We start from the raw sequence: 12,874 nt of genomic DNA on the forward strand, positions 1-12,874 counted from the left end.
CCTCCTTTATCTCTATTTATTCTAATTCTTCTAATTGATTAATGTATTGTTCTAACTTCTTAGAATCATTTAATGTTTGTTTCATATCGTCATAAATTTTACGACGTTGTTCAAATTTTTCATACAAATTCAATTTAGCTTCATAATCTTCTACTAAATCGCCAGTTCTTCTTATATTATCATAAACTGCTTGTCTACTCACATCAAATGTCTCTGCAATCTCACTTAGTGAATAGTCTCTCAAATAAAACAGTTCCATATAATTTCTTTGTTTTTCAGTTAATAATGTTTGATAAAAATCAAACAAATAATTCATTCGCAAAGTTTTAACTAAATCATTTTTCCCCATTTGGATTATCCTCATTATTAAAATCTAATTCAGCAACTTCATCTGGAATATCTTCATTTTGTTCAATCATATCTGCAAATAAGCCATATACATAACTTTCTGGGTTAAATGGTTGTAAGTCATCAAGTTTCTCACCTAATCCTACATATTTCACAGGTATATGAAGTTCATTTCTAATCGCAAGTACAATACCACCTTTAGCAGTACCATCTAATTTAGTTAATACTATACCTGATACGTTTGTAACTTCTTTAAATGAACGTGCTTGAGATAATGCGTTTTGACCTGTTGTTGCATCTAAGCATAATAAAGCTTCATGTGGTGCATCTGGTACAGCTCGGCTAATGACACGTTTCATTTTATCCAATTCTTGCATTAAATTAGATTTGTTTTGTAAACGTCCTGCAGTATCACAAATTAATATATCGACACCTTTATTTTTAGCGGCATTAATTGCATCATATACAACTGCAGCAGGATCTGAACCTTCACTTTGACGAATTACTTCAACACCTACACGGTCTCCCCAAACTTGTAGTTGATCAATTGCACCAGCTCTAAATGTATCTCCAGCGGCAAGCATTACTTTTTTGCCTTCCATTTTATATCTGTGTGCTAATTTACCGATTGTAGTTGTTTTACCAACACCATTTACGCCAACCATTAAAATGACATTCAAACGGCCGTCTTCGAGATTCATTGCTTCTGATTGGTCATCTTCTTGATGATAGATTTCAACAATCTTTTCAACAATAACTTCACGTAACTCTTCAGTTTCTTGTATATTTCGACGTTGTGCTTCAGTACGTAATTCTTCTGTTAATTGCATCACTGTGTTGAAACCAACATCTGCAGTGATTAACATTTCTTCAAGTGCTTCGAAGAAATCTTCATCTACTGTTCTATGACGCGCGATCAAATTATTAAGTTGTTCTTGGAAGTTCTGACGTGATTTTTCAAGTCCCGCTTTAAATTTAGCACCCATTTTTTGTGCTTCAATTTCTTCAAAGTCTTCAATTGAAATTAATCCATCGTCATCAAAGTCCGCTTCACTTAATTTACGTGGTTTTTTCTTCGGTTCTATCTGTGCTTCATCATTATCATCATGAGTTGCGCTACTCTGATTACCTTCTTCTTCTGATAAATCTTGTTCTATATCTTCAGTAGATTTCGTTGAAAATTTGTCTTTTAATCGTTTAAAGAAAGTCATGCTTGTTCCTCCTTCATAACCTCATCAATTGTATTTAAGTTGACACTTACTAATTTTGAAACACCTGACTCTTGCATCGTCACACCATATAAACGGTCTGAATATTCCATAGTCCCTTTTCGATGTGTAATAACAATAAATTGAGTTTGAATAGATAATTCTTTTAAAAATTGAGCGTATCGAATTACATTCGCTTCATCGAGTGCAGCCTCTACTTCATCTAGTATAACAAATGGAGCAGATCTTACTTTCAAGATAGCAAATAGTAGTGCAATAGCACTTAATGCACGCTCACCACCACTTAATAAAGATAAGTGTTGCAATTTCTTACCAGGTGGTTGAACAATAATATCGACACCAGCTGATAAATAATCATCATCTGTTAACTCTAATTTAGCATGTCCACCTCCAAATAACGACTGAAATACTGTCGTAAAATGAGATTGCACTTGTAAAAACGTTTCTTTAAAACGACCTTTCACTTCTTGGTCCATCTCACTTATAATTTGTTCAAGTGTTTGTTTCGCTTCACGCAAGTCTGTACGTTGTTCATCTAGGAAAGTATAACGCACATTTAATTCTTCAAATTGCTCAATAGCATTTATATTTACTGGCCCAAGTTCTTCAATTGACATTTTAGTTAGTTTGACTTTCTTTCTCAACGCATCAATTGGCGTTTTTGAAGAGAATTCACTTCTAGCCCGCTCAACAGTTAGTTGATATTCATCATTCAAATGATCAATTGCATGGTTAATCAATACATCTAATTTCGATTGTTGTGCTTTTATATCTTGATAAAAACTTTCAATTGACAATAAATCTTGATGACATTTTTGCAATGTAGCTTCATGTGACTCAACATGTTCATTGACATCAATACGTTCTTTTTTCAATTGTTTTAACTGATCAGTGATGGATTGTCGGTCATTTTCTTTAGATTTTATCTGTTGTTGTAATTTTTCAAATACTTGTTCCCCCATCATTTCGTCAGAATTGAAGAGTTTAATTTTATCGTCAACATTTGTTAATTGTTTGTTAATCGTCTCTATCTGTTTATCTGTACGTTCTAATGACGCTTTTTGAGCATTTATTCGTTCTTTAATTACAGCTAAGTCAGAACGTTTTTGGTTTAATTGTTGTTGCAATTGAGTGGTATTCTCTTTACCTTCTTTAGATAATTGAGTATAACGTTCAATATCTGTTTCAAGTTGTTTTAACTTACCTTGAATAATAGTTAAACGCTCTTGTTTTTCAGTTAAAGTAATGCGACTATTTTCACTTTGGTAGCCATCATTTTTCTCGAATTCAAATTCCTCATGTTCATCTTTAATGTGCGTTTCTTGTGTTTTAAGTCGATCTAATTCTAACGCTTCGTTATGAGATTGTTCTTTTACTTCATTATATTTCTGACTCATTTTAAAATAAGTTTCGCTGAGATGTTCAACTTCATTTTTTTGTTTTTGTAGCTGTTTCTCGAAATCTTGTGTTTGCGATTCATAATCTTTTAATTGATTACGCATAGTTGTCAGTTCATCTTTTTGTGAAAGAATACTCTTCGTCTTGCGCGTACCACCACCGGTCATAGAACCACCAGGATTAACAATATCTCCTTCTAAAGTTACAATGCGTGTTTTATATTGGATAGCTCTTGCCAGTTCATTAGCATGTTTCAAATTGTCTACGATAATAGTAGTACCTATTAAATTTTCAACTACAGCTTGATATTGTGAATTAACTTTAATCGCATCTGAAGCTACATTGATAAATCCATTTGTATTTTCAGCGATATGTCTAATATTATTAGATAATTGTCTCGATCTTATAACATTTAATGGTAAGAATGTGGCTCTACCAAGACCCTTTTGTTTTAAAAATTGTATTGCCTGGCGTCCATCTTTTTCACTATCAACTATGATATGTTGTAATGAAGCACCTAATGCGGTCTCAATCGCTTGAGTCAATTCAGATGGCACATTTATCACTTCTGCAACGGCCCCATGAATACCTTGTAGGTTATCATTTTTAGCTTTTAACACATGTTTAACACCATTAAAGAAATAAGTATAATCTTCTTCTTGAGTTTCTAAACTCTCTATTCTAGCTCTCATTTTATCAGTGTATCGATAAGCCTGATAAAGTTTATCTTCATATTCAGTTTGAGTTTGTTTAGATTTTGATAACTGCTGTTCTAGTTGACTTATTTGAGTCTCAATATCGCTCAATTGTTTAACAGTAGCTTGATGGTTGCGTTCTGTATTAGAAATTTCACTTTGCAACGCTTTAAGTTGATTGAACGCTTCAACCAAGCGAGAATCTAAGCGTGATTTTTTCGCTTCATTCTCTTTAATCGTATGCTCTAAAAAGCGAATATCATTATTTACATCTGATTGTTCAGACATTAATTCATAGTATTCATTTTTGATTGATTCCAATTTTTCGTCATGTTGTTCATCAGAAACATACAGTTTTGATTCTAATTGATGAATACTATTATTCAACTCTTTTTGTTTTTCTTGTAAGGCAGTAATTTGTTGAGTAATATCAGCTTTTTCATTATGAGCATTTTTTAATTCTTGATGTAAATTATCTAACTCTTCTTCAAAACGAGCATTCGTTTCTGATTGATTTCGTTTTCTTTCTTCTAAAACATTCAATCGACCTGTGAACTTTTCATATTCTTCAGTAGCTTTGATTAAATCATAGTTTAATTGTTCAATGTCATTATCAATTTGTTGACGTTGAGACTTTTGCTTTTGAATATATTTATTAATCTGAGCTTGTTTTGCTTCTTTATCCGCTTGTTGGCTTTTTAAATCATTTAATTTTTGATCCAGTTGACGATTTTCCTCTGAATATTGGTCGATATCATGTACAGTAACAATAACATCACTTTGTTTCATCTCTTCAGACAATTTTAAATACTCTTTTGCAATTGATGCTTCAGCTTTTAATGGTTCAACGCGTCCTTCTAAATCATATAAAATATCTTCTACGCGCGTAAGATTATCTTCAGTGTGGTCTAACTTTTGTAATGATTCAGCTTTTCGCTTCTTATATTTTAATACACCAGCTGATTCTTCAAGTATTTGTCGTCTATCAATAGGTTTAGCATTTAAAATTTCATCTACTCTACCTTGAGATATAATACTAAATGCTTCTTTTCCTAAACCAGAATCCAGGAATAATTCAGTGATATCTCTTAAACGCGCTTTATCATTATTAAGGTAGTATTCGCTCTCACCACTACGATATAAACGACGTGTCACAACGATATCATCTGAATCAACTTGTAACTTTCTAGCTTTATTGTCAAGTTTCAATTGTACTTCTGCATAATTCTGAGCGTTTCGATGTTCTGCTCCTGAAAAAATAATATCTTCCATTTTAGAGCCACGTAATGATTTGGCGGACTGTTCACCTAATACCCATTTAATGGCATCAGTGATATTACTTTTTCCGCTACCATTAGGCCCAACAATTGCAGTTACACCCTTGTCAAACTGAACATCTGTGTGATCTGCAAATGATTTAAAACCTATGGCATCAATTGATTTTAAATACACCATACTATTCTCCTTGTTAATCATTCCACTCATTCTAGTTGAGAGGAGGACAATATTTTACCGTTTAATGGTTTTCTTTAATATATGTTAAAGATTATTATTGCTTTTTAATTTTGAATAAGCGCTCTCTGCCGCTTTTTGTTCTGATTCTTTTTTAGTTTTACCTTGACCTGTTGCTACTGCTTCATTCTCTAAAATGACTTCCGACGTAAACAATCGATGATGCGCTGGACCTTCTTCTTTAATTAAACGATAAGTCACATCTCCACGATTTTGACTATGAACATACTCTTGAAATTGTGTTTTGAAATCAACAACACCAACCAATTCATCATCCTCAACATATGGAAAAATCACTTTCTCAGCAAATTGCCAAACTACATCTAATCCTTGATCAAGATATAAAGCCCCGACAAAAGCTTCAAAGGCATCGGACACTAATGAAGGGCGTGTTCTCCCACCCGTTTTTTCTTCACCTTTACCTAATAAGATAAGTTGATTTAACTCGATTTTGTTAGCAAATATTACAAGTGAGGGCTCACATACAATTGTTGCACGCATTTTTGTTAAATTACCTTCTGGTAAATCTGGATGTTTATCAAAAAGGTAGCGTGAAACCGTCAATTCTAATACCGCATCGCCTAGAAATTCGAGTCGCTCATTATGCGCCAAACGATCCATATTAAAGTCATTGATAAAACTTGAATGAGAAAAAGCTTGTTGATACAAGTCAATATTTGAATATGTAAATCCAAACTCATTCATTTTCTTCGCAAACTGTTGTTGAAAGTCATTAACCATTTCTATTTTTTTTGGATTAGTCACATTAGAACCTCCCATATGTTTATTCTTTGTTTGATTCTTAAGAAAAAAATCTGAGCCATCTTGTAGACGACTCAGATGTAAGTTTTTATTTTTCAAGACTATTGATGTATTTAACTGCATCACCAACAGTATTGATTTTTTCAGCTTCTTCATCAGGAATTTCAGTACCAAATTCATCTTCTAATTCCATCACTAATTCAGCGATATCAAGTGAGTCAGCGCCTAAATCATCTTTGAAAGATGCGTCTTCAGTTACTTTATCAGCATCTACACCTAAACGGTCAACGATGATATCTTTTACTTTATCGAAGTTTTCCACGTCGATTCACCTCCTTTAAAAATGTCTATCCATAGACTACTATATTTTCCCATTTTAATGGGTAAAATACAAGCATTTCTTAAACACTGATAATAAAATTCAAGTACTTCAATTACATGTACATGCCACCATTGACATGGATTGTTTGGCCAGTAATATATTTCGCTCTATCAGATGCTAAAAATGCTACTGTATTCGCTATATCTGTATCTTCACCAAATCGAGATAAAGGTATTTGTTCTAACATTTGTGATTTTAAATCATCACTCAATGCGTCTGTCATATCCGAAACAATGAAACCAGGTGCTACCGCATTGACAGTAATACCACGTGATGCAAGTTCACGTGCGCTTGATTTTGTTAAACCTTCTATACCTGCTTTAGTAGCAACATAGTTAGCTTGTCCTGGATTACCCATGGCACCTACAATACTTGATAAGTTAATGATTGCACCACCACGTTGACGAAGCATTTGAGGTGTAGCTTTTTGAATGCAATTAAATGTACCTTTAAGGTTAGTATTGATAACATCATCCCATTCATGTTCTTTCATGCGCATTAATAAATTATCACGAGTGATACCAGCGTTATTTACAAGTACATCTAACGAACCAAATTGACTAACGACTTCTTTAATCATAGCTTTAACTTCGTCGCCTTCAGCTACATTTGCTTGAATCGCAAAACTTTCAACACCTTTAGCTTTAATTTCAGAAACAACTGCTTCAGCTTTTTCTTTATTACCTGCATAGTTTACGGCTACATTGAAACCATCTTCAGCCAATTGTAATGCGATACTACGACCTATACCTCTTGAAGCACCAGTCACTAATGCATTTTTATTCGTCATGATTATTCCATCCTTTCACATCTTCTAGTGTTTGAATTGATGTCAATTTAACATCGCGATTTATTTTCTTAATTAAACCAGATAAGACCTTACCAGGACCAATTTCTATAAAATGATCTACACCTTGCGCAATTAACCATTCTACTGAATCGATAAATTCAACGGGTGAATATAATTGTTTAATCATATTGGACTTAATTGTTGCTGCATCAGTTTCACCCTGTGCATTAACATTTTGAACTATCGGGAACGATGCATCATGCCACTCAAATTGATTAATGAATGACTCAAAGTCTTTTTCAATCACTTGCATCATTGAAGAATGGAAAGGTCCAGAAACCGCTAAAGGTAAGACGCGTTTAGCACCTAACGATTTTCCTTCTTCAACAAATTTATCAATAAGTGATTTGTGACCTGAAACTACAATTTGACCCGGACAATTAAAGTTTGCTGGTTCGACCAATTCATCATTTGTAGATAATTCTTTACATATTCGGCCTACTTCTTCATAACTCAAACCTAATACTGCAGCCATACTACCAACACCATTTGGAAAAGCTTGAGCCATTAATTGACCACGTTTGCGAACAATCTTAACTGCATCTTCAAATTTTAATACTCCTGCAGCAACTAAACTAGAATATTCACCTAAGCTGTGTCCCATAGTATAATCAGCATTAATATTATCTAATGTACTATATAACGCTATACTATGCGTCAATAAAGCTGGTTGTGTATGTTCAGTTTCACCTAGTTTGTTCTCATTATCTGTAAACATCGTTTCCAATAAATCAAAGTCCATTGCTTCTTGAGCTGTATTTAGAATATTTGTCGCTTTCGTATCCTCATTAAACAAATCACTTGCCATGCCAACTTTTTGTGCACCTTGACCTGGGAAAATAATTGCTACCTTACTCATCCTTACCACCTACCGTCTCTCTCATAATCTCGACAATCTTTTCATCGCCAGCAATTTTAGCTTGTCGAATCGCAGAATAAAAAGCGCGAGCATTTGATCCACCATGCGCTTTAACAACCGTTCCGTCAAGACCTAATAATACTGATCCACCGTATTCTGCATAATCCATCTTCTTAGTAAATGCATCTAAGTCTTTTTTTAATACTAAAGCTGCTAGTTTGTTTTTTAAACTTCCTAAAAATGTTTCTTTCAACATTTTACCTATTGATTTTGCAGTACCTTCGATATTTTTAAGTACCATGTTACCCGTATATCCATCAGTTACCACTACATCAGTATTACCTTCCATTAACGTTTTAGCTTCAATATTACCATCAAAGTTAAAGCTTTGATCGCCTTTAAGTAGTTGGTAAGATTTTTTAGTCAATGTATTACCTTTAGCTGGTTCTGTACCGATATTTAATAATGATACTTTAGGATTTTGAATGCCACGTATTTTTTTAGCATAAATATTACCAAGTTGTGCATATTGCAATAAATGTTCTGGTTTCGCATCTGCATTGGCACCCACATCTAAAAATACAAATCCTTTTCCATCAATTGTTGGTAAAGTGACTACAAGTGCTGGTCTTGCCACACCTTTAATACGACCAACAATGAATAAACCTGCTGACATAAGCGCACCGGTATTCCCTGCAGACACACATCCATCCGCTTCACCATTTTTCACTGCTTCTGCCATTCTTACCATTGAACTGTCTTTCTTACGTTTAATAGCTCTTACAGGTTCATCTTCCATTTCTATTTTCTCAGAACAATGTCTAAATTCTATACGTTCATGATTGAGTGTGTATTGATTTTTGTCACCAAATAAAATAATCTCTAAATCTTTAAAATCATTAACTGCTTTCTCAACAGCTTCTAAGACGATACCGGGTGCGTCATCTCCACCCATCATATCAATAGCAATTTTAACCATGTCATTCATCCTCGCTTATATAAAACATTTTAAACGTTCCTTTAAACACTATTGTGTCTCTTACGTATGAGTTTACTTCTATAACATAATGGTGCGAAGTTTTATTTACAACGTGTGCTTCTGCCCTTACTGTATCATTAAGTTTAACTTTCTCAATGAATGCTACATTACTTTCCTGTGTTAACACTGTTGATTTATGTATTAAAGCTACACAAAGCGAATTTGCCTGGGCAAATAACACATGACCTCGTGCTATCTGAGTCTTCGTAAAAACGGATTCTTCAGTAATTTCAATGAGGGATTGAGCGGATATATTTGGTTCAACTTGAATTAAATCTCCAACCACTTCATTTGCCTCTAGAGCACGAATTTGTTCATAATTTTGCTCAGCTACTAATTTAATACGCTTTCGTAGTTCTGGAATACTTAGGTTTGTTCTATCTAACCGTATGGTTTGAATACTAACTTCAAACTGTTCACATAATTCACTATCCGTAATAAAGGGATTTAATTCAATTGCTTTTTGAATCGCCTGACGACGTTCTACTTTTTTCAATTTCAATTAAATCCCTCCTTAAAAGCGAAATTAGTACCAAGTCTTAAACATTCCTCACATATCATAACACTTTCCGTTTGATAAGCTCAACAAATATCATAGTGCTATATTTTACTTTTTGACAATAGTGACTTTTAAGCATCAATCAAAACTCATATGTAGCAAATTCTGATCAATGAATTCACGTAAGTGCTGATATGTTTCTGTAAAAAATTCACCTGATTGTATCAACTCTACCGCCTCGTCTCGAGCTACTTCAAGCATTCGATAATCTTCAACAATGTTCGCTACCATAAAGTCAGGCAAACCACTTTGTTTAACTCCAAAGAAGTCACCAGGACCACGCATTTCTAAATCACGCTCACTCAATTCAAAACCGTCCGTTGTTTGCGTCATAATAGTCATGCGTTCTATGCCAGTTTCTGTCTTGGGAGATGCGATAAGGGCACAGTAACTTTGGTGTTCACTACGTCCTACACGACCTCTTAATTGATGCAACGTTGATAAACCAAAGCGGTCTGCATCATATATCATCATAAATGTCGCGTTTGGTACATTGACACCAACTTCAACTACAGTTGTTGAAACTAGTATATCTATATCATGTTGACTGAATCGCGTCATAACCTCATCTTTTTCTTCAGCTGGCATTTTACCATGTAATAATCCTACTTTTTCCTCTCCATAATGCAGTTTAAGTGATTCATACAACTCGACTACATTTTGCACATCTTCAAGATGCTCTGAACTCTCAATCAATGGACATATTACATAGGCTTGACGTCCTTTATTAAGTTCAGACGTCATTTGTGATAACACTTGCTCATATTGTTCATGCTTTGCCCAATTTGTAATAATTGGCTTGCGCCCTTTAGGTAGTTGCTTAATTGATGACACATCCATTTCACCAAATACAGATATAGCAAGTGTTCTAGGAATTGGTGTTGCTGTCATAAAGAGTACATTCGTCATTGCACCCTTTTCTCTTAAAAGTTGACGTTGATTGACTCCGAAGCGATGTTGTTCATCTGTTATGACAAGTCCTACATTTTGAAATGTTACATCATCTTGAATAAGCGCATGTGTACCTATTAAACAATCAATAGTACCATTTTCTAATTGCTCTAATAGAACTTTTCTTTTTTTACCTTTAACAGAACCTGTCAGCAATGCTACATTCATGTAGTCACCGAACAGTTCAGTTAAACTATTTGCATGTTGTTCAGCTAAAATTTCCGTTGGGACCATTAATGCTGATTGATAGCCCGCTGTTTTCAACGCATACATACATATTGCTGCAACAACTGTTTTACCTGACCCTACATCACCTTGTAGTAATCGGTGCATACGTATCGGCGCTTTTAAATCTCTAAAGATTTCATTCACACTCTTTTTTTGTGCATCAGTTAATTCAAAAGGTAAAGTTTCTATAAAATCTTTCACTTTTTGAATATCGTAATTTATCTCAATAGCTTCGTCAGATGACTTTTCTAAACGATTTAACCACTGCATTCTTAATTCAAACATAAATAACTCAGTAAAGGCATATGTTCTTCTAGCACGTAATAAGTCCTGTCGATCCTTGGGACGATGTAAGGCATATAGTGTATCCTCTAAAGATTCTAATTTATATTTCTGTTTAAGTTCTTCTGTAAGCCATTCATGGATTGTAACATCATCTAAAGTTTGATAAATCATATCTCGCATTTGTTTTTGTTTAATGCCCTCTTTAATACGATAAACAGGTTCTAACTTAATTTCATTTGTATCTTGTGATTTTTCATTAAAAAACATCCTATTTCCATTTATTTCTTGTTTTGCACGATTCCATTTTCCTTTAACAGTTACCGACCCATGAAGTTCAATTTTCTTTTTCAAGTATGGTTGATTAAAGAAGATACACTTGACCGCGATGTTATCTACCATCAAGTGTACTGTTAACTTTGATTTATTTCTGCCGAAAAATGCGACAGTTGGCATCGAATAAACTTCTCCGACAATTGTGACTGTAGATTGATCTTCAGCCATATTTAAATCTACAACTGTATTATCTTCGTAACGAGTCGGTAGATAAAGTACTAAGTCTTCAACCGTGTTAATATTCAGTTCTTGCAATAAAGCAATTCTTTTTGGTCCTAGTCCTTTGATACTTTGAAGCGGATACGGACTTTCTATTAAATTGACTTTAGTCATAACTTCTCACCTAGTATTTGTAATATTAATCTTTATTTTATCATGATTAGGCTGATTAATTGATTGTTACGCCTTTTGCACTATAAAAAAGGTACGAAACAATATTCATTACGAATTCATTGTTCCGCACCCTAATTCTCTATATGATTAATGCTTATCTTTCACATGCCCATCCATCTTTATCACGGTCTAACTTAGATTGATAAGCATGATGTCCTTTTTTAACTCCATTGGGATATTTCTTTCTCATCAAAGTACAATTTTTATAATATTCTTTAGATTGCTTTTTTGTTGTTTTTGAAGGCGAGGTCTTTGGTGTTGTTGGCTTCAGAGTAGACTTGGCAATAGATGTCTGACCTGCCTTGGTTTTAGAGTTCGATGTTGTCTTACTCCAAATATTTAACTTTTTAGCTTGAGCTTTCGATTGACTCACCTTCAACATCTGTTCGAACGTATTATTAGGTGGATAAATGTATGTTACTCGTGCTAATCCTTGTCTTACAACGGCTTCATTAACCATTCTACCATCAGCATAAACATACGCTAAATAACGACCATATTTATCTGTGCGTTGCCCTTTATCAAACTGCACTTGAATAGTACGAGCATTTGCTAACATATTTGTCGTGAAACGACTAGCTTCTGGACCATATTTTTGAACAGGTTTACGTGGATCTTTAGTTTCAGGTGTATCGATAAGCAACAATCTAAAAGTCGATTTCTTCCCTTTGTAAAGTAGTTGAACAGTATCTCCGTCAATACCCTTCACAAATTTAACTTTCTCTTTCGTTAATACATTACTTTGCGCATTAACAATGTGCTGTGGCATTACTACTAATAATGAGGTAAACGCTATTAAAATCGACAAACTTGCAATGGCAACCTTCTTTTTAAAAAGAAGTAACATAAAACTAATAACAAGACAAATAAATACTAAATATAAATCCCCCATAAGTATTCTCCTAATATTTAATATACATATATTTTATACTAAACATAATAAAAAATACTATTAAAATTTTAATATTTTTATCATTTAAATCACTTATAAGAAAATGAAAGTTTAGCTCCATATAAAAAAGGCTCTACGTCAAATCGGACTGATGAGTCC

The 12,874-nt window shown here is 33.8% G+C and carries 11 protein-coding genes; all 11 read right to left on the minus strand.

Annotation, left to right across the window (positions count from 1 at the left end; translation table 11 throughout):
* Positions 1–16 precede the first annotated feature (16 nt).
* Positions 17–349 (minus strand): putative DNA-binding protein, encoded by a 333-nt coding sequence (locus HMPREF2737_RS01760; protein WP_011275964.1) that lies wholly within the window; start codon positions 347–349, stop codon positions 17–19.
* Entirely contained in the window at positions 336–1,559 is a 1,224-nt protein-coding gene (gene ftsY, locus HMPREF2737_RS01765) for a signal recognition particle-docking protein FtsY (protein ID WP_070650032.1), read from the minus strand. Before ftsY ends, HMPREF2737_RS01760 begins: the two co-directional genes overlap by 14 nt.
* Entirely contained in the window at positions 1,556–5,125 is a 3,570-nt protein-coding gene (gene smc, locus HMPREF2737_RS01770; RefSeq protein ID WP_037551677.1) for a chromosome segregation protein SMC, read from the minus strand. The genes ftsY and smc overlap by 4 nt, the downstream gene beginning before the upstream one ends.
* Positions 5,126–5,209: 84 nt before the next feature.
* Complete coding sequence (gene rnc / locus HMPREF2737_RS01775; protein WP_276312364.1) at positions 5,210–5,962, minus strand: ribonuclease III; 753 nt, start codon at positions 5,960–5,962, stop codon at positions 5,210–5,212.
* Between the two features lie 70 nt (positions 5,963–6,032).
* On the minus strand, positions 6,033–6,266 hold the full coding sequence (locus HMPREF2737_RS01780; RefSeq protein WP_001830184.1) for an acyl carrier protein: 234 nt from the start codon (positions 6,264–6,266) through the stop codon (positions 6,033–6,035).
* Between the two features lie 112 nt (positions 6,267–6,378).
* Positions 6,379–7,116, minus strand: a complete 738-nt coding sequence (fabG, locus tag HMPREF2737_RS01785; protein WP_011275968.1) for a 3-oxoacyl-[acyl-carrier-protein] reductase — start codon at positions 7,114–7,116, stop codon at positions 6,379–6,381.
* Complete coding sequence (gene fabD, locus HMPREF2737_RS01790; RefSeq protein WP_037551681.1) at positions 7,106–8,035, minus strand: ACP S-malonyltransferase; 930 nt, start codon at positions 8,033–8,035, stop codon at positions 7,106–7,108. The genes fabG and fabD overlap by 11 nt, the downstream gene beginning before the upstream one ends.
* Positions 8,028–9,014, minus strand: a complete 987-nt coding sequence (gene plsX, locus HMPREF2737_RS01795) for a phosphate acyltransferase PlsX (protein ID WP_037551683.1) — start codon at positions 9,012–9,014, stop codon at positions 8,028–8,030. The genes fabD and plsX overlap by 8 nt, the downstream gene beginning before the upstream one ends.
* A 1-nt stretch (position 9,015) precedes the next feature.
* Positions 9,016–9,576: a transcription factor FapR gene (gene fapR / locus HMPREF2737_RS01800; RefSeq protein ID WP_037551685.1), complete on the minus strand. Its 561-nt coding sequence runs from the start codon at positions 9,574–9,576 to the stop codon at positions 9,016–9,018.
* Positions 9,577–9,711: 135 nt separating this feature from the next.
* Complete coding sequence (recG, locus tag HMPREF2737_RS01805; protein WP_037551688.1) at positions 9,712–11,763, minus strand: ATP-dependent DNA helicase RecG; 2,052 nt, start codon at positions 11,761–11,763, stop codon at positions 9,712–9,714.
* 154 nt (positions 11,764–11,917) lie between these two features.
* Positions 11,918–12,715: a thermonuclease family protein gene (locus HMPREF2737_RS01810; protein ID WP_037551690.1), complete on the minus strand. Its 798-nt coding sequence runs from the start codon at positions 12,713–12,715 to the stop codon at positions 11,918–11,920.
* Positions 12,716–12,874 lie beyond the last annotated feature (159 nt).

Origin of the sequence: Staphylococcus sp. HMSC069D12, assembly GCF_001810405.1 — a bacterium.
Classification (GTDB): Bacteria; Bacillota; Bacilli; order Staphylococcales; family Staphylococcaceae; genus Staphylococcus; species Staphylococcus haemolyticus.